The sequence below is a fragment of the Brachybacterium equifaecis genome (assembly GCF_023509525.1).
Taxonomy (GTDB): domain Bacteria; phylum Actinomycetota; class Actinomycetes; order Actinomycetales; family Dermabacteraceae; genus Brachybacterium; species Brachybacterium equifaecis.
This window is the reverse complement of sequence record NZ_JAKNCJ010000001.1, coordinates 795,660-815,261: the sequence shown is the minus strand read 5'-3', so window position 1 is coordinate 815,261 and position 19,602 is coordinate 795,660. Positions and strand designations below refer to the sequence as shown.

The 19,602-nt window shown below is 72.2% G+C and carries 15 protein-coding genes and 1 tRNA gene; 12 read left to right on the top strand and 4 right to left on the bottom strand.

Annotation, left to right across the window (positions count from 1 at the left end):
* Positions 1–58 precede the first annotated feature (58 nt).
* The 6 genes from Bequi_RS03740 to ppc all read left to right on the top strand — a co-directional run bounded on the left by Bequi_RS03740 (position 59) and on the right by ppc (position 8,839).
* The gene (locus Bequi_RS03740; protein WP_249736602.1) at positions 59–823 is read left to right on the top strand and encodes a class I SAM-dependent methyltransferase; all 765 of its coding nucleotides are present in this window, start codon (positions 59–61) and stop codon (positions 821–823) included.
* Positions 824–840: 17 nt separating this feature from the next.
* The gene (locus Bequi_RS03735; protein WP_249736601.1) at positions 841–1,320 is read left to right on the top strand and encodes an aminoacyl-tRNA deacylase; all 480 of its coding nucleotides are present in this window, start codon (positions 841–843) and stop codon (positions 1,318–1,320) included.
* 71 nt (positions 1,321–1,391) lie between these two features.
* On the top strand, positions 1,392–1,865 hold the full coding sequence (locus Bequi_RS03730) for a type III secretion system chaperone family protein (RefSeq protein ID WP_249736600.1): 474 nt from the start codon (positions 1,392–1,394) through the stop codon (positions 1,863–1,865).
* Positions 1,862–3,712 carry an HSP90 family protein gene (locus Bequi_RS03725; protein WP_249736599.1) on the top strand — a complete coding sequence of 617 codons (1,851 nt, stop codon included), beginning with the start codon at positions 1,862–1,864 and terminating at the stop codon, positions 3,710–3,712. The genes Bequi_RS03730 and Bequi_RS03725 overlap by 4 nt, the downstream gene beginning before the upstream one ends.
* Positions 3,709–5,775 (top strand): hypothetical protein, encoded by a 2,067-nt coding sequence (locus Bequi_RS03720; protein WP_249736598.1) that lies wholly within the window; start codon positions 3,709–3,711, stop codon positions 5,773–5,775. The genes Bequi_RS03725 and Bequi_RS03720 overlap by 4 nt, the downstream gene beginning before the upstream one ends.
* Positions 5,776–6,013: 238 nt before the next feature.
* Positions 6,014–8,839 (top strand): phosphoenolpyruvate carboxylase, encoded by a 2,826-nt coding sequence (ppc, locus tag Bequi_RS03715; RefSeq protein ID WP_249736597.1) that lies wholly within the window; start codon positions 6,014–6,016, stop codon positions 8,837–8,839.
* Between the two features lie 357 nt (positions 8,840–9,196).
* On the opposite strand, the gene Bequi_RS03710 is transcribed toward ppc, so the two are convergent.
* Positions 9,197–9,805: a hypothetical protein gene (locus Bequi_RS03710; protein ID WP_249736596.1), complete on the bottom strand. Its 609-nt coding sequence runs from the start codon at positions 9,803–9,805 to the stop codon at positions 9,197–9,199.
* 966 nt (positions 9,806–10,771) lie between these two features.
* The gene (locus Bequi_RS03705; protein ID WP_249736595.1) at positions 10,772–13,018 is read right to left on the bottom strand and encodes an HAD-IB family hydrolase; all 2,247 of its coding nucleotides are present in this window, start codon (positions 13,016–13,018) and stop codon (positions 10,772–10,774) included.
* A gap of 138 nt (positions 13,019–13,156) precedes the next feature.
* Between Bequi_RS03705 and Bequi_RS03700 the strand changes: the two genes are divergently transcribed.
* From Bequi_RS03700 to Bequi_RS03675, 6 genes are all read left to right on the top strand, one after another.
* Positions 13,157–13,933 carry an SDR family NAD(P)-dependent oxidoreductase gene (locus tag Bequi_RS03700; RefSeq protein ID WP_249736594.1) on the top strand — a complete coding sequence of 259 codons (777 nt, stop codon included), beginning with the start codon at positions 13,157–13,159 and terminating at the stop codon, positions 13,931–13,933.
* 3 nt (positions 13,934–13,936) lie between these two features.
* On the top strand, positions 13,937–14,905 hold the full coding sequence (locus Bequi_RS03695; protein ID WP_249736593.1) for a lysophospholipid acyltransferase family protein: 969 nt from the start codon (positions 13,937–13,939) through the stop codon (positions 14,903–14,905).
* Entirely contained in the window at positions 14,902–16,611 is a 1,710-nt protein-coding gene (locus Bequi_RS03690) for an FAD-binding oxidoreductase (RefSeq protein WP_249736592.1), read from the top strand. Before Bequi_RS03695 ends, Bequi_RS03690 begins: the two co-directional genes overlap by 4 nt.
* 46 nt (positions 16,612–16,657) lie before the next feature.
* The gene (locus Bequi_RS03685) at positions 16,658–17,062 is read left to right on the top strand and encodes a cytochrome c biogenesis protein ResB (protein ID WP_249736591.1); all 405 of its coding nucleotides are present in this window, start codon (positions 16,658–16,660) and stop codon (positions 17,060–17,062) included.
* Positions 17,059–17,691, top strand: a complete 633-nt coding sequence (locus tag Bequi_RS03680) for a GNAT family N-acetyltransferase (protein ID WP_249736590.1) — start codon at positions 17,059–17,061, stop codon at positions 17,689–17,691. Before Bequi_RS03685 ends, Bequi_RS03680 begins: the two co-directional genes overlap by 4 nt.
* Positions 17,692–17,828: 137 nt before the next feature.
* On the top strand, positions 17,829–18,872 hold the full coding sequence (locus Bequi_RS03675) for an alpha/beta hydrolase (protein ID WP_249736589.1): 1,044 nt from the start codon (positions 17,829–17,831) through the stop codon (positions 18,870–18,872).
* On the opposite strand, the gene Bequi_RS03670 is transcribed toward Bequi_RS03675, so the two are convergent.
* Positions 18,869–19,333 (bottom strand): hypothetical protein, encoded by a 465-nt coding sequence (locus Bequi_RS03670; RefSeq protein ID WP_249736588.1) that lies wholly within the window; start codon positions 19,331–19,333, stop codon positions 18,869–18,871. The genes Bequi_RS03675 and Bequi_RS03670 overlap by 4 nt on opposite strands.
* 137 nt (positions 19,334–19,470) lie before the next feature.
* Positions 19,471–19,543: transfer RNA gene (locus tag Bequi_RS03665), tRNA-Arg, on the bottom strand.
* Positions 19,544–19,602: the final 59 nt, after the last annotated feature.

Sequence of the window (19,602 nt, the reverse complement as noted above, 5' to 3'; positions counted from 1 at the left end):
CACTGGGGAGGCGGCCCTTTTCGTGTGCGCTGGCCGCCCTGCTGTATAGCCTCGGGCCATGGACCGATGGAAGAACGTCGCCGATGCGTACGCCCGATCGTTCGCGACTCTGTGTGCAGGGACAGTCGATGCGGTGCTGGAGGGGCTCCCGGCGGGTGAGCTCATGGATATCGGATGCGGTGACGGCACCCTCATGGCGCGCGCAGAGGCTTCAGGAAAGCATGCCTATGGAGTCGACAGCGACCCCGACATGGTCGCGTTCGCTCGCGAACGTGTGCGAGGCGCGGTGTGTGCGGGCGAGCTGCCGTCGCTCGATCTGCCATCGGCGAGCATCGAATCGGCCTCGGCGAACTTCGTCCTGAATCACGTTCCGGAACCGTCGGCGTCAGCCGAGGAAATCCGGCGGATCCTGGTCCCGGGAGGCCGATTCGCAGGGACGATCCGGCCGTCGGGCGGAGGAGGCTGGGCCGCGTTCATCGGCCCTGTGTTCAAGGCGAGCGAAGTGGTGCCTCTTCAGGGCGGCGCTCTCCCGCCGGAGAAGGACTTTCCGCGCTCGGTCGACGGGTTCGCCGGCTTGCTGACAGCCGCCGGGTTGGACGTGCTGGAATCTCGTGAGATCCGCTGGACCTGGAGCGTGCGCCCCGAGGATCTCTGGACCGGTATCGCGGGGGGAGTGGCCACCCCGGGACAGACCTTCGTCGCCCAGACCCCCGAGGTGCAGGCCCGGGTCGAGCAGCAGTTCTGGCGCCGCGCAGAACGAGACGTGCAGGACGGCAATCTCCGCTTCTCCGCGGTGGCGGTGCTGGCGGTCGCGCAGCGTTGAACGCCTACCCTCGACCCATGAGCGAGCAGCGCGTCACCGCAGCCCTGCAGGCCCTCGGCCTCCCGCATGAGATCGTCCGCTACGGACGCGTCGGCTCCCTGGCCGAGGCGGCGTCGGCCCTCGGCGTCGAGCCCCGCGACATCGTGAAGACCCTCGTCGTGCGCCGCGGGGAGGGCGACTTCCTCCTCGTGCTGGTGCCCGGGGACCGCGAGATCTCCTGGCCGAAGCTGCGCGCGCTGCTCGGGGTCAGCCGCCTCTCGATGCCCGACAAGGACGTCGCCCGGGAGGCGACCGGCTACGAGCGCGGCACGATCACGCCGTTCGGCTCGAGCACCGCGTGGCCGGTCATCGCCGACGCCTCCCTCGTCGGGGACCCGCAGAGGCGAGTGTCCTTCGGCGCCGGCGTGCACGGGGCGGGGGCGGTGGTCCCTGCGGAGCTGGCGCTGGAGCGGCTCGACGCGCAGATCGCCGGCGTCACGGAGCTGGTCGGGAGCTGAGACGAGCGGTCCCGGCCTGCGCGATCTGAACTCCGCCCCCGAATGTCCGCGCCCAGTCGTAGCATCTGGCCGTGGGATTCTTCACGAACACACCGTCCGCACAGCCCCCCGGCCTGCAGCCCCTCACTCGCGACCGCGTGGAGGCTGTGCTCAAGAGCCTCGACTTCGAGTACGACGTCGACGAGGACGGTGACATCGCCACCGGCTTCGAGGATGGCGTGTACTGGATCTTCGTCGACGAGGAGGAAGGGATCCTCTCCGTGCGCGGTCAGTGGCGCAGCATTCTTCCGGGAAGCATGCACGCCGAGGCGATGCAGGCGGCGCACGAGTGGAACCGCGAGCGCATCTGGCCGAAGACCTTCGCCGACCTCACCGACCTGCAGGACGTCTTCCTGGTCACGGGCTACACCGTCGACTACCAGCCGGGTGTGAGCGACGACCAGATCGAGCAGCACATCCGCTGCGCCATCGGCACCAGTGAGGGCTTCTTCGAGGCGCTCAAGGAGCGCTTCCCCGAGGCCGCCGCAGAGTACGAGGAGGAGTGAGCTCTCCGGAGCGCTTCCAGGTCGACCTGGGCGGCCTCGTAGATCTGCTCTCCACGCATCTCTACTCGGGCCCGTCGGTCTATGTGCGCGAGCTGCTGCAGAACGCGGTCGACGCGATCGCCGCGCGCCGCCTCCTCGACCCCGCCGCGCCTGCCCAGGTGCGTCTCGAGGCCGACGGCACCGCGCTGACCATCACCGACACCGGCGTCGGCCTCGGAGCGAACGAGGCGAAGGAACTCCTGTCCACCATCGCCTCCTCCTCCAAGCGCGACGCGCTGCTGGGCGGCGGGCGCGCCGAGTTCATGGGGCAGTTCGGCATCGGCCTGCTCTCCGCGTTCATGGTGGCCGAAGAGGTCGAGATCCTCTCGCTCGCAGCCGCCCCGGGCGCGACTCCCGTGCGCTGGGTCGGTCGCGCCGACGGCACGTTCACCGTCGAGGAGCTGCCCGAGGGCGCGCTGCCCGAGATCGGCACCCGTCTCCGGCTCGTCGCCCGCCCGGGCAGCGGGCACTGGCTCGAGCACGAGACCGTGCTCGCGCTAGTGCGCGAGTACGGGAGCCTGCTCCCGGTGGACATCTCCATGGAGGTCGAGGTCCCGGGCGTCGGCCCGCGCCGTCGGCGCCTCATAGAGCCCGCGCCCGTGTGGCAGCGAGCATTCCCGAGCGCCGCCGCGCGCACAGCGGCGCTGGAGGAGCACTGCCGCGACCTGCTCGGCTTCGAGCCGCTCGCCGCGATCGACCTCTCCGCGCCCGCCGTCGGCCTCACCGGCGTCGCCTACATCCTGCCGGCGGCGGTCGCCCCCGGCGTCGGCCAGAGCCGCGTCTCCCTCAAGCGGATGCTGCTCGGCACGCAGGTGCCCTCCGTGCTCCCGCCCTGGGCGTTCTTCGTGCGCGCGGTGCTCGATGCCGACGGCCTCGCCCCGTCGGCCTCCCGCGAGCAGCTGCGCGAGGACGAGCTCCTCGCCGCCGCCCGGGACGTGCTCGGCGAGCAGCTCCTCGCGTGGATCCTCGCGCAGGTCGGCGCGGAATCCCCCGTGGGGAGGCGCTTCCTGCTGACCCACCACTTGGCTCTGCGTGCGATCGCCGTGGAGAACAGGGACATCCTGCGCCTGGTGGCGCGCAGCCTCCCCTTCGAGACCACCGCCGGGCACCTCACGCTCGCGGAGCTCGCGCAGGACGGCCCGCTCGCCTATACCGCCACGACCGAGGCGTACCGCAGCGTCGAGGCCGTCGCCCGGGCGCAGGGGATCGCCGTCGTGAACGCGGGCTACGCATACGACGCGGAGCTCCTGGCCGCCCTCGACGGCGTGGACGGTATCAGCACGCGCCCCTTCGACGTCTCCTCCCTCAGCGAGACCATGGACCTGCCCGACGCGGAGCGCGAGCTCCGCACGGCACCCGCCATCGCCCGCGCGCGCAGCATCCTGGAGCCGGCGGACTGCGACGTCATCCTGCGCCGATTCACCCCCGCGTCCTGCCCCGCCGTGCTGCTGCGCGACGCCGACGGGGAGCGGCGCCGCGATCTCGATCGAGAGCGCGAGGCCGCCCCCGACCTCTGGGGCGGACTGCTCGATTCCCTGGCCGACGGCGGCAGCGCCCGCACGCGCACCCTCGCCCTGAACGACACCTCTCCCGTGATCCAGGCGCTCCTCGCCGGCGCCTCCGGCGGGGACCCCGAGGTGTTCACCGCCGGAGTCAGCGCGGTCTACGCGACCGCGATCCTCAGCTCCGGGGAGCCCCTGCGGCGCTCCGAGAGCACTGCGCTCAACAGCGCTCTCACCGTGCTCCTCTCCCACGGCCTCGGCTCGACCGAGGCCCCTCCCGCCGCCCCGCCGAAGGAAGCCCCATGAGCAGTTCCGCCTCCGCGCTCGAGCGCCTGCGCCGCATCGACTCCCTGCCCTACGGTCCCGCTCGCGCGGCGGCCACCGAGCTGATCGTCCGCGAGGTCGAGGAGCACGGGCCGCGGGAGATCCTGTTCGAGGCGCTGCTCAGCCTCGTCGCCGCGCACACCTTCTCCGGCGGCGAGGACCTCGCCTTCGCTCCGTTCTCCCGCGCCCTGCGGCTGTGGGACGAGGCACCCGAGCTGTTCGACGAGCAGGACGCCCTCACGCTGTTCTGGGCCTTCAAATGGGTGGCCGACGCGACCCGCTCCTTCCCGCAGATCTACCGCGCGCAGGCCGACGCGCTCCTGGATGACATGGAGCGCCGCTACCGGCTCGCCGGATACTCCCTCGCGGCCGTGGAGAAGATCCGGCTCGGCTGGCGCCTGCACACCGGCGAGGACCCCCGCGAGGCGCTGCAGCACTGGCTGACGGCCGCGAGGGACGGCTCGACCGACTGCGCTGCCTGCGACCTCTCCACCCGCGTGCGCGCACACCTCACTCTCGGGGAGCTCGAGGAGGGGGCGCAGCTCGCGCACACTCAGATCGGCCGCTGCAATCGCGAGCCCGCCGGGACGTTCTTCGCGCTCGCCGAGATCGAGCTGCAGCGCGGCGATGCCCGTGCAGCGCGCGAGGCTGTGCAGCAGGCGCGCCGCGAGGTGAAGCGGGAGGACGTCGACAGCTGCGGAGCATGGCGCGGCCTGGAGTTCGAGGTGCTCGCCCGCACCGGTGATCTCGACCTGGGGCTGCGGCGGCTCGCCGCGGGCCTCTCGGCCGCGGATCTCGCGGGCGAGGACCCGCTGGACACCCTGGGGTTCCTGCGCGGCCTGTGCGCAGGCCTCGCCGCGAACCCGGAGCGGCTCGGCGATCCCGCGCCGTCCCTGCCCGGCGCCGAGGGCGCGGCGACGCTGGGGGACCTGCTGGAGCTGGTGCGGCGGCGCGCCGCCGATCTCGCCGCGCAGTTCGATCGCCGCAACGGCACCGCGCACCAGTCCGAGCGACTGGCCGAGGCGCTCGCCGCGACGGCGATCGCAGGGGCATCGCCGGCGGAGCTGCGTGAGGGCGCCGGCGAGAGCGGCGTGGCCGACGGGGCCGGGGGCGCCTGGGCCGACGGCGCTGGCGCTGGCGCCGACGCGGGGCCTGCTGAAGCGGGCGGGAGCATCGGGACGTCGGCCGCGGGGGATGCGGCGGACGCGCCCCTGGACGCCCGGGCCGCGCCAGCGGCGTCCGCGGCGGAAGCGAGCCCGTCGGCCCCGGGGGCCGAGGCCCCCTCGGTCGCCAGTGCAGCGGGCCCATCGGCCGCCGTCGCGGACCAGGACGATCCCCAGGCCCTCTGGCAGTACGCAGAATCGCTGCGCATCGATGATCCCGAGCGCCCCGCCGCCTACCTCGCGGCCGCTCGCGCCGCCGAGAGCGCCGGCCTGCTGGATGATGCGGGCCTCGCCTACGCGGAGCATGCGCAGGCCGCCGTGTTCGCCGAGCAGGAAGCGCGCGCCCACCGTGCCTTCGAGCGCGGGGTGCGGCTGCTCATCGCCGGCGACGCCCCGAGCGGAATGGTCGCGCAGGTCATCAGCGCCTGGGCGCCGATCGCGGTGCTCGAGGGCAGCCTCTCCGCGATCCTCGAGATCCTCCAGGAGCGCATGGGCCAGGCCGAGGACCCGCTCGAGCGTGCCCGGCTCGCCGACGCCCTCGCGCGGCTGATCGCCTCGGCCCCCGAGGCCACCGCGCAGCAGGGCCTGGACCGCTCCACCGCGATCGCGCTCGCAGAGGAAGCCGCCGGCGCGTTCGAGACGGCAGGCTCGCTCGACCTCGCCGCCCACGCCGGCTGGCTGCTCGCGCGGCTACAAAGGGACGAGGGTCTCGCTGCCGAGGCGACCGCGAGCTATCGGACCGTCCTCGCCGCGTTCGGCTCCCTGCGGGAGCGGGAGAACCGTGCGGAAGCTGCGGGGGAGCTGATCGCCCACCTGCGCGACCTCGGCGAGAGCCTCGCGGCGGACGAGGTCGCCAGGAGCCTCGGCGAGCGCCTGCGCTGAGGCGCCCGTCGGCCCGCCGCAGCGCCCAGGGCCGGGCGCGCGACCCGGCCCCCGTCGGGCCGACCCCGTCGACCCGGCCCCCGTCGGGCCGACCCCGTCGACCCGGCCGACGGCGCGCGGGCTGAGACGCCGTCGGGACGATCCGGGCGTCCCTGTACGCTGAGCGCACCCGATCAGAGTCGACGCGGCCTCGATCCTTCTCGGCGGCCGCCCGCCGAGGACTACCCGAGGAGGCCACGTGACTGACGCCGGAGCCATCCGCATTCCCACGCTCACCAGCGAGTTCCCCGTCGTGAGCGATGACCCGCACATCGATGCCCCGCTGCGCGCGACCGTGCGGCGCCTGTCCACACTCCTCGGCCGCACCCTGGCCGACCAGCACGGGCCCGAGCTGCTGGAGCTGGTGGAGGACGTCCGCCGCCAGGCGAAGGAGGCCAAGGCCTCCGGGGACGCCGAGAAGGCGCGCGCGATCCAGAACCGCCTCGCGGAGCTCCCGAACGCGCAGGCCACCGCGCTGACCCGCGCGTTCACCGAGTACTTCCTGCTGGCCAACGCCGCCGAGCAGGTCTACCGCGTGCGCGCCATCGAGGAGAACCCCTCGGCCGAGTCGTGGATCCCCCGCACGGTCGCGCAGGTCGCCGAGGCCGTCGGCCCCGAGGGGCTGCAGGATGCCGTCGACGCCCTCGACATCGAGCTCGTCTTCACCGCCCACCCCACCGAGGCCTCGCGCCGCGCGGTCCTCACGAAGCTGCGCCGCCTCTCGGACCTCCTGGCCCAGGAGACCGCGGAGGGCACTCCCGAGCGCCGCCGCCAGGACCGCCACCTCGCCGAGGTCATCGAGGCGCTGTGGCAGACCGACGAGCTGCGCGGCACCCGCCCCACCCCGCAGGACGAGGCGCGCAACGCCCTGTACTACCTGCGCGGGATCTACCAGCACACGATGCTGCACCTGGTCGACGACCTGCGCGAGGAGCTGCGGGCTCACGGCGCGGATCTGCGCCCGGGAGCCGTGCCCCTCCGGTTCGGCTCCTGGATGGGAGGGGATCGCGACGGCAACCCGTACGTCACCGCCGAGGTCACCCGCGAGGTGCTCGCCCTGCAGGCCGAAGCCGCGATGGACCTCGCCATCGGCGTCATCACCGGCCTGATCCAGGACATGTCCGAGTCCAGCGCCCTCATGGGCGAGGATGCGCAGCTGCGGGCCTCTCTCGAGGAGGACTTCGCGCAGCCGGACTCCGTCTCCGAGCGCCAGCGCGAGCTGTACGCCACCGAACCGTTCCGCCTGAAGCTCGGGGCGATCCGCTCGAAGCTCGAGCACACCCGGGAGCGGATGCGCACCGGCGACGCGCACCGACACGGCTATGACTACCTCGCGGTGGACGAGCTCCTCGCGGATCTCGCCGTCGTGCAGGACGCCCTGCGCCGCCAGCAGGGCAATCGCGTGGCCGACGGCTCCGTGGCGCTCGCGATGCACCAGCTCGCCGGGATCCGCTTCTCGCTCGCGACGCTCGATGTGCGCGAGCATTCCGAGAAGCACCACGAGGTCCTCGCGCGCCTGTTCGACCGGCTCGGGGAGCTCGATCGCCCGTACGCGGAGCTCAGCCGGGAGGAGCGCACGCCCGTCCTGGCGCGCGAGCTCGCGAGCCGTCGGCCGATGTTCGGCGCCTCCCTCGCGGAGGACGAGTCGCTGCTGGACGAGGGCACCCGCACCACGTACTCGGTGTTCACCGAGATCCGCCGCGCGCACAAGCGCTACGGCACCGACGTCATCTCCACGTACATCGTCTCGATGACCCACGGGGTCGACGACATCCTCGCCGTCGCGCTGCTCGCCCGCGAGGCCGGGATCATCGACCTGGCCGGCAGCGAGAAGCGCGCCGACCTCGACTTCGCGCCCCTGCTCGAAGAGGTCGGGGAGCTGCGCGCCGCCGGCGAGATCCTCGATGGGCTCCTGTCGGACCCCGCCTACCGCGAGATCGTGCGCCTGCGCGGCGACCGGCAGGAGATCATGCTGGGCTACTCCGACTCCAACAAGGAGTCCGGCGTGATCACCTCGCAGTGGGAGATCCACCAGGCGCAGCGCCGACTGCGCGACGTGGCCGCCCGACACGGCGTGCGGCTGAACCTGTTCCACGGCCGCGGCGGGTCGGTCGGCCGCGGTGGAGGCCCGACGTACGACGCGATCCTCGCGCAGCCCTACGGCGTGCTCGAGGGCGCGATCAAGTTCACCGAGCAGGGCGAGGTCATCTCTGACAAGTACACGCTCCCCGTGCTCGCCCGGGAGAACCTCGATCTCACCCTCGCCGCGGTGCTCGAGGCGACCGCCCTGCACACCGGTCCCCGCGTCACTCCGGAGCAGCTCGAGCGCTTCGGCGACGTGATGGGGACCGTCTCGGACGCCGCATTCTCGCGCTACCGGACGCTCGCCGACGATCCCGATCTGCCCGAGTACTTCGTGACCTCGACCCCGGTCGAGCAGCTCGGCGACCTGAACATCGGCTCGCGCCCGGCGAAGCGCACCACCTCGGAGAAGGGACTGGACGGACTGCGCGCCATCCCGTGGGTGTTCGGCTGGACCCAGTCCCGCCAGATCGTGCCGGGCTGGTTCGGCGTGGGCTCCGGCCTGAAGGCCGCCCGCGAGGCCGGCCTCGAGGACGACCTGCACGAGATGCTGCAGAACTGGCACTTCTTCCGCACGGTCATCAGCAACGTCGAGATGACGCTCGCGAAGACCGACATGGACATCGCCGCTCACTACGTGCACTCGCTCGTGCCGGAGCACCTGTGGCACCTGTTCGACGTCATCAAGGCCGAGTACGAGCTGTCCGTCGCCGAGGTGGAGCGCCTCACGGGCGTGCTGGACCTCCTCGACGGCCAGCCGATCCTCAAGCGCACCCTCGCCGTGCGCGACCGGTACCTCGACCCGATCTCGTACATGCAGGTCGCGATGCTGCAGCGCTTCCGCGCGGTCACCGCGAGCGGCGAGCAGCCGAGCGTGAACCTCCAGCGCGCGCTCCTGACCACGATCAACGGCGTCGCAGCCGGCCTCAAGAACACCGGCTGAGGCGGGGCGGGCCCGGGCGGGGGGCGGGCCCGGGGCGCGGCGCGGGGGTGTTCCCGGCACCCCGGCGCCCCGGCACCCAGGTCGGCCCCCGTGCTGCGGCCGGGCGACAGCCGGTCCGACGCTGGCGGGGCGACAGCCGGCTCGGCGCTGGCCGGGTCGGTGAGCGGCGTGCCGCTGGCCGAGCGGTGACCGCCCCAGTTTCGGACCGCCTGGGTACCTTTCCCGTCAGCGAAAGGTACCCAGGCGGGCCGAATCTCGTGGTGGAGGCGTGCTGCTACGGGGCCCGGCTGATCAGGCAACGGGGACCCGGCCACGTACCGTTCGCGCGCCCGAAAGGTACGAGAACGGGCCGAATGCTCAGCGTCGAGGCGGAGCAGACCGTCGGGCGAGGCTCGCCCTTGCATCGCCGAGCCAGTTCGAGGCAGGCGGGGCCTCGGCCCCCGCGGCTAGGAACGCCCGCCGCATCCCGTTCAGGAAGCGCGCGGGAGCGGTGATGTCGTCGGCGGTCGCTTCGCGAAGTTGCCAGCCGACTGATGCGAGCGAGTCCCGGCGCCCCTCGTCGGCCCGCCACTGGTCGCGCCGAGTGCGGTGGTAGTCGCCCTGGTTCTCGGCCCCGATCTTCTCCTCCGGATACCCGAGGTCGATGCGACGAGATGAGCCGGGGCGGTCGGGATCTGGAACGGCGAGGTTCACCACCGGCTCAGGGAATCCCGCCCGCCCGAGCAGGAGCCGCAGGCGGGTCTCGCCGGCAGACTCCACGCCGCTCCTCGCATCGGTCAGGGCGGCTTTCACCGCGCTGGTGCCCCGGTGACCGGCTCGAGCATCGAGAGCCGCGAGGATCTCATCGCAGGTGAGGCCTTTGTGCCGACAGTTCGGGCCGAGCAGATGATCGAGCACGACGACCAGGTCGTCGTGCGGGAGCGAGCCTGCGATCTGGCAGAGGACCTCGACCGGGTGGGAGAGCATGATGCCCCTCCACAGGAAGGCCTCCCCGGGATGCAGGCGCCGGTGGACCGTGACGTTCGGCCCAGCCCGATGCGGTCCCTCGCGCGGGAGGGTGCAGTGCAGAGGCGGCGGGAGCCAGATCGGGATCTCGCGCGTTCTGCGCTCCGCGAATGCTGCGGGACCTGCGCTTGCTCCGAGGGGGCGCAGCGGAACCGGCGCCGCGCTGGGTGTGATCGGCCCGAACGGTGTCATGATCTCCTGCTCGGCGAGGAGTCCGATGCCCCGTTCCCACCACCACGGAAGCGGCCATCCCATGAGTGCCGCCGCCGTCGCATCGCTGATGACAGCGCCAGGGAGCACCGTCCGCTGCAAGCGGTAGCACAGCGCATCCAAGCTTGCGGGTGCGGCGGCGGGCGTCCAGTAGCCCGGAAGCACGCGCACCAGTTCGGGTCCCGCGAGACGACGGGCCGACATCCCGAGACCGAGCCATTGCGCTCGGGTCAACAGGGCACCGGGAGGGAGGGGAACGGAACGTCGGGGCATGTGTGGAGGCTAGGGACGTTCCGACCCGGTGGCCGATGGCGCGTGGAGACTGTGGAGAGATGCGAAGTGGGGAGGACTCGGCGGGGCGGGGCGGGGCGGGGACGGGGCGGAGGCGCAGCGTGAGGGGGATGCGCACCCGAGCAGTGCCCGCGGCCCGCTCACGTACCTTTCTGGCGCGCGAATGGTACGCCCGCGGGCACGGGGAGCAGGGGGAGCAGGCAGAGGGGGGAGCAGGGAGACGGGGGCGGGGGCAGATGCAGGAGGGGCCAGCTGTACCCCGGCGCTCACGACCCGCTCACGTACCCTTCCGGCGCGCGAAAGGTACCTCAGCGGGCCGGGGCCGCCGGGCCGGGGCCGACGGGGGCCGAAGGGACGGGTGGGCCGGGGCCGACGGGCCGGGGCCCGCGGGGCCCGCTCAGCCCAGCCCGCCCCAGCCCCCGCCCATCACCACTCGACGATGGCCCAGCGCTTCTTCTTCGCGACCGAGTACAGGCCCAGATCGGGCGAAACCGCCGTCGGGGTGCCGACGAGGTCGAGCCAGGCGGCGTCGGCCATGGAGTCGCCGTAGCCGTAGGACTTCGAGAGGTCCGAGCCGTTCTCGACCGCGAACTTGCGCAGCCAGTTCGCACGGGCCTCGTCCACGAGCGGGGGAGTGGCGAGGTAGCCGGTGAGCACGCCGTCCTCGGACTCGTGCATGCGGGTGGCGACGATGTCGTCGAAGAGGTCCGCGAGCGGCGCGACCAGCACGTCGAGTGCGCCCGTGACCAGCACGGTGCGGTGCCCGGCGGCGCGATGGCGCTCGATGACCTCGAGCGCCTCGGGGCGGATCGAGGCGCGCACGCTCTTCCCGAGCGGGCCGGCCATGAGCTTCTCGAGCTCGGCGCGGGAGTAGCCGGCGTAACGGCGGTCCACGAGGCGGATCAGCTCGGAGCGGTTGCGCTGGTCGGCGCGCAGGTACATCGGCACCGACTGCAGCAGCGAGGCGATCTCGCGCGGCCAGGTGCGGCGCGGCTTCGTGGCGCGCACGACGCTGAAGTACTGCTGGACGATGTTGGCGGAGACCACGGTGCCGTCGAGGTCGAAGACCGCGATCGCGCCCTCAGCGGCGGCGAGGGGGGCCGGCGGGCGGTTCGCGCGCTTCTGCTGGGCGGCGCGCCCGCGCGAGTAGGCCTTGGTGAGCTCGGTGACCGCGGGCAGGTGCAGCTGCTGGAAGTAGTCCTTCCAGTCGATCGCGGTGACGTCGAAGTCATGCCCCTCGAGGAACTGCGCCGGCAGCTCGCCGCGCAGGGCGCGGGTGTTCGCGTCGTCGAAGACCATCTCGGTGCGCGTGTACATGCGGTACAGCTCGATGTACTTGCGCAGGGTCGTGAGCCCGGAGGCGTTGCGGTGCAGGGTGGTGGTCCACTCGCGGGTGCGGCGCGTCGCGGGCAGCACGGACACGACGCCCTGGCCGACCTTCGTGGCGATCTCCTTCGCCCGGAACTTGGGCTCGACCATCTCGAAGGCGGGGAAGGTCCAGTTCGGGACGACGATGTCCTTGCCCTTGTCGTCCTGCAGGGGGTGCTCGAGGAAGTACTCGCGCACCGCCTGGAACATCGCGTGCAGGGCCAGCGGGTTCGAGGCGCCCGAGACGACCTGGTAGTAGGCGTCGTCGCCGCGGCGGGAGACGTCCTGGGTGGCGAGCGCGACGATCACGTTCACCACGAAGTCCACGGGGATGACGTCGAGGATCGAATCGGCGACTCCGGGGAACTCCTGCAGCACGCCGCGGCCGTAGGCCATGATCAGGGGATCGGCGACCTTGTAGCCGTCGATCCAGCCCGGGTAGGGGCGCTGCAGCGCCGACTCGATGATCGAGGGGCGCACGAAGGAGACGCGGTGGCCGCTGCCGGCCCACATCTCCTCGGCCACGCGCTCGGCCATCGCCTTGGTGAACGTGTAGATGTCGGTCCAGCCGACGGACTGCGCGCGCGTGCGCCCGAAGTCCACCAGGCGCTCGTTCACCCAGGCCACGCGCGCCTCCTCGGCGGCGGCGGCGACGGCCTTGGGGCCGATGCGGCCATCGCGCAGGCGGGCGGCGCGCATGCGCTCGCGCAGCTTCTCGGGGGTGCGGCTCTCGGCTTCGACCTCGATGCGCGCGGCGAGGGCGGCATCGAACTCGGTGCGCCACTGCACGTCGTGGACGAGGCTCCCCTCCTGGCGCAGACCCTTGGAGATGCCGCCGACGTAGGCGGTGGAGACGTGGATGACGTGCGGATCCTGCCCGGAGGCGCGCAGCGCCTCGTACAGGTTCGCGGCGCCGCCGACGTTCGTGCGGAAGGCCTCGTCGATCGGCGGATCGAAGGAGACGGAGGAGGCGGAGTGGATGACGACGTCGTACGTCTTGTCCATCGCGGGCATGTCGGTGAGGTCACCCTCGAGCACCTCGACGCGGCGATCGAACGCCTCCTTCACCGCGTCCTTGCCGATGCGGTCGGCCCAGGAGGTGAACACGGGCTTGCGCAGGAGGCCCTCGAGGCGCTTCTTCCCGCCGACGGATCCCTTCGGGCGCACGATCGCGGTGACGCGGACGTCGTCGGTCGTCTCCAGGAGGCTCTGCAGCACGGCCTGCCCGAGGAAGCCGGTGACGCCGGTCAGCAGGATCTCGCGGGTGGCGCCGCCGCGGGGGGCTGACGGGGTGGGGTTCGACATGCGCTGCATCCCTTGCGTGACGGTTCGGGGCCGACGCCAGGACGGGTCGGGGTCAACCCCTGACGGTAGCGCATGAGGCCCCTGCGGGGCAGGCGCCGTGCCCAGGAGGGCGACGTGCGCTGATATAGGCTGGCCCGCATGCATACGGCCCTGATCACTGGTGGGACCGCTGGCATCGGAGCCGCATTCGCCAGGGCGTTCGCCCGGCGGGGCGTGGATCTGGTGCTCGTGGCCCGTGACGACGCGCGCCTGGCTGAGTTCTCCGCGCAGATGCGCGAGGAGTACGGCGTGCGCGTCGAGACGATCCGCGCGGATCTCGCCGATCGCGAGGACCAGCAGCGCATCGCCGACCGCCTCGAGCACGAGGAGCCGGCGGTCGACATCCTCGTGAACAACGCCGGGTTCTCCGTGCGCGCCTCCCTGCTGGATCCCGATCTGTCGGAGCACGATCGCGGTTTCGAGGTGATGCAGCGCGCCGTGCTGAAGCTCGGCGGAGCGGCCGGTCGTGCGATGGCGCAGCGGCGGGAAGGCTGGATCATCAACATCGCCTCCGTCAGCGCCTTCGTCACGCAGAACAACTACTCGGCGATCAAGGCGTGGGTCTCGAACTACTCGGAGTCGCTGAACGTGCAGCTCGGCTCCTCGGGAGTCCTGGTCACCACGCTCTATCCGGGGTGGGTGCGCACCGAGTTCCACTCGCGCGCCGGCATCAAGGGCTCCTCGATCCCCGATTTCCTGTGGCTGGACGCGGAGGAGCTGGTGGAGGAATGCCTGCGCGACGTCGCGCGCGGCAAGCCCGTCAGCATCCCCGGCGGCCGCTGGCGGCTGATCACGGCGGTGCTGCGCACGACGCCGCGGCCGGTCATCCACCGCCTCAGCCAGATCCTCACCTCCCGCCGCGCGAAGGAGCGCTGAGCGGTGACGAGAACGCCCCAGGGGCCTCAGGACGACCTGCAGCCGGAGGCGCAGGCCGACCCGCAGCATCGGGGCGCTCAGCCTTCCGAGCCGCCCCAGAGCGAGACGCCACTGAGCATGGGCGCTCGCGCCTCGGCTGCCGCCTCCGCCGCCTCGGCAGCGGCGTCCTCGGCCGCCTCCGCGGCGAGCAAGCGCCTGTCCGACGGGCCCATCCCGCGCCGCCTGCAGTCCCTCTCCTCGCGGATGCGCGCCGAGGGCTGGGAGGAGCCGGGCCCGGACCTGAAGAAGTACCGCTCGCAGTGGCGCGCGAACCTCCGCTTCGTGCTCCAGCGCGTGCTCTTCAAGGGCCTCGTGCGCTCCCTGGTCACCCAGACCGTCCACGTGCCGCGGCGCGTGAAGAGCGTGCGCGGGCCGTACGTGCTGGTCTCCAACCACACCAGCCACCTCGACGCCCCGCTGCTCGCGCAGAGCCTGCCGTGGGCGCAGGCGCGCTTCATCTCCACGGGCGTGGCCCGCGACTACTTCTTCGACGTCTGGTACCGCCGCATCTTCGTGCGCGCGCTGTTCAACGCGTTCCCGATCGATCGCGACGGGTCGCGCCAGAACGCAGGCTTCTCCAAGCGCCTGCTGCGCAGCGGCGTGCCGATCATCGTCTTCCCCGAGGGCGGCCGCCAGCAGTCGGGCGTGACCGCCGCGTTCAAGCCCGGCGCCGCCGCGCTCGCCTCCAGCATCGGCGTGCCGATCATCCCGGCGGCGATCATCGGCGCCCACGAGGCGATGCCCAAGGGCCGGAACTGGCCGGTGCCCGGCAAGCCGCCCGTCGGCGTCGTCTTCGGCGATCCGATGATGGCCCGCGAGGGCGAGACCGTCACGGAGTACATGGATCGCGTCCACGACGCGGTCCTCGCGCTGCTCGAGACGCACCGCCCGCAGATCCTCTCCGCATCCCCCGCACGAAGGAGCACTCCATGACCTCGACCCTCACCGCCGCGGACGTCAAGCGCCACAAGTGGTGGGGCTGGGGTCTGGACGACAGCCGGTTCCGCTGGGACAACAAGCCCGCCTTCGCGCCCTTCGCGAAGAACCGCGTGGGCGTGGACCTCACCGCGAAGGATCCGGGCCCGGACCCGGAGCTGACCGACTTCGACGTGCCCGCGAGCCGCCTCCCCGAGGATGTGCGCGAGGCGCTCGCAGGGATCGTCGGCCAGGAGAACCTGCGCGTCGACGACGAGTACCGGGTCGTCCACTCCTTCGGCCGCTCGCTGGCCGACCTCTTCCGCGTGCGCAGCGGCGACTTCGCCCGTCTGGTCGACGCGGTCGTCTACCCGGGCAGCGAGGAGGAGGTCGCGGCGGTGCTGCGCCTGGTCCTCGAGAAGGACCTCGTGCTGATCCCCTACGGCGGCGGCTCCTGCATCTCCGGCTCCGTCACGCCCGACGTCTCCGAGGAGCGCCCGATCCTCACCGTGAACATCGGTCGCATGCGCGAGGTGCTCGACATCGACGAGACCGCGGGCCTCGCCCGCATCGAGGCCGGCGCCTACGGCCCGGACCTCGAGGAGCAGCTCACCGCGCGCGGCTGGACGCTCGGCCACTTCCCCGACTCCTTCACGTACTCGACCCTCGGCGGCTGGGCGGCGACGCGCTCCTCGGGAATGCAGTCCGACAAGTACGGCGACATCGAGGACATCGTGCGCGGCATGCGGGTCGTGCACCCCCGCGGCACCGTCGTCACCAAGCCCATCCCGGGCCGCGACTCGGGCCCGAGCGTGCACGAGATGATCCTCGGATCCGAGGGCCGCCTCGGCGTGATCACGGAGTGCACCGTGCAGGTGCACCGCATCGCGCCCGTGCGCCAGGTCATCGCGTACATGTACCCGGACTGGGAGCACGGCATCCGCGGCATGCACGCGATCGCCCGCTCCACCGACGTCTCGCCGACGTTCACGCGCCTCTCCGACGGTCCCGAGACCGAGTTCAGCCTGACGATGGTGAAGGAGCCGACCTCCACGAAGGGCAAGGTCGCCGCGAAGGTGCAGGACGGGCTGTTCGCGTACCTGCGCTCGCAGGGCTGGGACACCAGCGGCGAGATGTCGATCTCGTACGTCTGCTTCGAGGGCTCGAAGGAGGCGGTCGACGCGCAGAAAACGATCGTGAAGAAGATCGTGAAGGCGAACGGCGGCATCACCCTCGGCGCGGGCCCGGGCGCGATCTACGACCAGAAGAAGTTCGACACCCCGTACCTGCGCGACTTCCTGATGAGCTACGACGTCTTCGGGGACGTGTGCGATACGGGCGCGACCTGGTCGAAGATCAACGAGGTCCACGCCCGCGTGTACGAGGCGTACTACGCGAAGCTCGAGGAGCTGGGGCTGGACGGCTTCATGTTCTGCCACATGTCGCACAGCTACCACTCGGGCGCCTGCCTCTACTTCACCTTCGCCGTGCCCTACTCGGCCACCGAGAAGGCGCTCGAGGAGTACCAGGCCTGCAAGGACGCCGTGCAGCAGGCCTTCGTGGACCTCGGCTCGACCGTCTCGCACCACCACGCCGTCGGCACCGAGCATCAGCCGTGGATCACCGAGGACATCGGCGAGGGCGGCGTCGCGCTGATCCAGGGCCTCTTCGAGGGCAGCGACCCGGGCCGGAACCTCAACCCCGGCAAGATCGTCTCGCCCTGAGCGATCGCGCTGAGTAACGAGGCGCACTGATGATCGAGGCGCAGTGATGGTGGGGGTCGGCGCGCAGTTCGGTGCGGTGCGCCTCCTGCTGACCTGCGACGGCCCGACGGCCCGTGCTCTGACGGACGCGTGCCTGCGGGAGCAGGGCTGGCGCGGGAAGCGCCGGGCCGACGGCGCCGTGGTCTATGAGCGCGGCTCGCTGCGGCGCACGCTGCTGCTCGGGGCGCTCGCCGGGAAGCGGTTCCACGTGCGGCTCGTGGTGCACGCGCTGTCCGTGAAGAACAGGGCGGCCGGCGCCGGCAGCGTGGTCGAGCTCCGTGTCGGGGAGCACGTCGGCTGGGCCCTGGGCGGAATGCTGGGCATCCAGCATGCGCGGGTTGCCGCCCATGAGGCCGTCGCCGCCCTGGAGCGCGAGTTCTCGCAGCGGGGCGTGCTCGCCGGGGCGCGATGAGCGCGCGACCGGTCGGCGCAGACGGCAGCGGAGGGCCGGCGCCCGCTCTGGGCGTGGGCATGAGCGGTTCGGCCGGAGCGGTGCGCATCCGGCCCGCCCGCGCGGCCGATGCCCCGCGCGCCGCGGAGATCGAGATCGCGGGCGGGCGCGCGTTCGCGGAGATCGGCATGGTGGAGGTCGCCGCCGACGTCCCTGATGAGAGCGGGCTGATCCGCACGGCCGAGGAAGGGCGGCTCTGGGTTCTGGAGGCGTGGACGCCGGCCGCGCAGGAGGGCCGAGGGCAGGGCGGGGAGGGGACCCGCTGGGAGACGGCCGGGTACGCGGCCGCCGAGATCCTCGACGGGTGCGCCCACATCGCGCAGGTGACGGTGGATCCGGTTCACGCCGGCCACGGATACGGCGCTGCGCTGATCGCGCACGTGGAGCAGTGGGGGAGGGTGCACGGCTGCCGAGCGACGACTCTCACCACCTTCCGCTCGGTGCCGTGGAACGCCCCGTACTACGCGCGCCTCGGCTTCGAGGTGATGGGCCCAGAGGAGATCGGCCCCGAGCTCACCCGGACGATGGACCACGAGGCCACGTCGCCGGGGCTCGATGCCGCCCTGCGCTGCGCGATGATCCGCCGCTGAGCCGGCGAGGGGACGAGCCGCGCGGTGCGCCGTCGGCCCGGTGTCCGACGCGTCCGATTCGACCCTCGCTGAGGCCTGCATGGTGCATGATGAGGCGCTGCCCTCCGGCAGGCCGACCCGACACAAGGATGTGCGCCATGCCCGCTCCCGACCTCGCGGTCTCCCGCCGCTCTCTGCTCACCGCGGCGGCCGCTGCACCTGCGCTCGCGATCGGCGCCGGCGCCGTCGCGGGGGCCCCGGCCGCTCTCGCGGCGGACCCCGCGCGCTGGACGATGGTCGAGGGCCTCGCGTTCGTCAAGGATCCGACGGGCCGGCTCATCGTGGAGCTGCCGGAGCTGCGCAGCTTCGACTTCCGCTTCACCAGCACCGCCGTCGGCACCTACCCTCCGTCCCTGCGGGTGATGGTGCCCGAGGGCTACGCGACCTCCACCCGCACCTACCCGGTGCTCGTGCTCCTGCACGGCTTCGGCGGCAACTTCAAGGACTGGACGGATGCCGGCGGAGTGCAGGCCGCGACCGCAGGCAAGGACGTCATCGTCGTGATGCCCGACGGCGGCAGCAGCTTCTACGTCAACGCCCAGTACGACCGCGTCTCGCGCTACCGCTGGGACGACTACGTGATCGGGCAGATCCTCCCGTTCGTGCACGCGAACTTCCGCACGGACCCCTCGCGCATGGCGATCGCGGGGCTCTCCATGGGCGGCTTCGGCGCGCTCACCCTCGGCCAGAAGCACGCGGAGCTGTTCCGCTCCATCTCGAGCTACTCCGGACCCGGGCGCGTCGACAACCCCGGCGTGGAGCTCGCGATGTGGGCCTGCCCCTCGCTGGACTGGAAGTTCGTCCCCGGGGCGCGCACGAACCTTCCCGGGGCGATCTGGGGGAACTGGCCCTACAGCGCGCGGCGCTTCGACGCCGATCCCATTCGGCAGGCCGAGCGCTACCGCGGCAAGCGCCTCTTCCTGCGCACGGGCGACGGCATCCTCCCCGACCTCACGAAGCTGTACGGGAACACGATCGAGCTGGTGGTGCGGGACACCCTCGACGCCCTCAGCGGGACGCTCACCCGCAAGGGCATCGCGCACGACTACCGGGTGGATCCGGGTGTCAGCCATGAGTGGCCGTTCTGGCAGCGATGCCTCGTCGAGGACCTCCCGGGGATGCTCGAGACGCTGAACGGCTAGCAGCGGGACGGCTGGGGGGGAGCCGTGCCCGCCCAGGGATCCCGCGGCACCGCGGAGGCGAGGACGATGAGCGTCATCAGGGCCAGTGCCCCCGCCGCGAGCAGGATCCCCGGCCCTCCGACGCCGACGCCGACGAGCAGATGCGCCGGGGGGATGAGCGCGACGAGCCCGGCGCAGCCGAGGAGGAGGCGGGAGGCGGTGCCGACGCGGGAGGCGGCGCGCCGGGTCAGCGACCCGCGCTCGCGCGCCTCGATCCCGCACCACGCGAGGACGATCGCCGCCTCGAGGAGCAGCAGGGCGAGGATCCCCGCGACGGCGTAGGGCCCGACGAGAGCACGGGTCTCCTCGTAGCCGCCCCCGATCGTCTCGGAGAGCTGCGGCAGGCGGAGCTGCAGGACGATGCAGCCGAGCAGGGCCGCGAGGAGGACTGCGCGCAGCGCGAGGAGGTGAGTGCGGTTCATGCCCTGAGCATCGTCGACGGGGGCCGGGCCCGGGAGGCGCTTCGCAGCTCCTGCGCAGAGCCTTCACCGCGCCTGCACGCAGAGAAGACCTGAGCCGCGGCACGTCTCTCGACGATGCCGCGGCTCAGGTCACTCGGTGCGCCCGGAGGGATTCGAACCCCCAACCTTCTGATCCGTAGTCAGATGCTCTATCCGTTAAGCTACGGGCGCCCATCGGCCATGCCGACCTGAACAATACTAGCGATGCCGCGGCCGGGGCGCCAATCCTG

Coding starts and splice junctions, on each gene's coding strand:
- Bequi_RS03705 (WP_249736595.1), bottom strand. CDS start 13,018: ATGTCGAACCCCACCCCGTCAGCCCCCCGCGGCGGCGCCACCCGCGAG.
- Bequi_RS03710 (WP_249736596.1), bottom strand. CDS start 9,805: ATGCTCTCCCACCCGGTCGAGGTCCTCTGCCAGATCGCAGGCTCGCTC.
- Bequi_RS03685 (WP_249736591.1), top strand. CDS start 16,658: ATGGTGGGGGTCGGCGCGCAGTTCGGTGCGGTGCGCCTCCTGCTGACC.
- Bequi_RS03670 (WP_249736588.1), bottom strand. CDS start 19,333: ATGAACCGCACTCACCTCCTCGCGCTGCGCGCAGTCCTCCTCGCGGCC.
- Bequi_RS03680 (WP_249736590.1), top strand. CDS start 17,059: ATGAGCGCGCGACCGGTCGGCGCAGACGGCAGCGGAGGGCCGGCGCCC.
- Bequi_RS03735 (WP_249736601.1), top strand. CDS start 841: ATGAGCGAGCAGCGCGTCACCGCAGCCCTGCAGGCCCTCGGCCTCCCG.
- Bequi_RS03690 (WP_249736592.1), top strand. CDS start 14,902: ATGACCTCGACCCTCACCGCCGCGGACGTCAAGCGCCACAAGTGGTGG.
- Bequi_RS03740 (WP_249736602.1), top strand. CDS start 59: ATGGACCGATGGAAGAACGTCGCCGATGCGTACGCCCGATCGTTCGCG.
- Bequi_RS03720 (WP_249736598.1), top strand. CDS start 3,709: ATGAGCAGTTCCGCCTCCGCGCTCGAGCGCCTGCGCCGCATCGACTCC.
- Bequi_RS03700 (WP_249736594.1), top strand. CDS start 13,157: ATGCATACGGCCCTGATCACTGGTGGGACCGCTGGCATCGGAGCCGCA.
- Bequi_RS03675 (WP_249736589.1), top strand. CDS start 17,829: ATGCCCGCTCCCGACCTCGCGGTCTCCCGCCGCTCTCTGCTCACCGCG.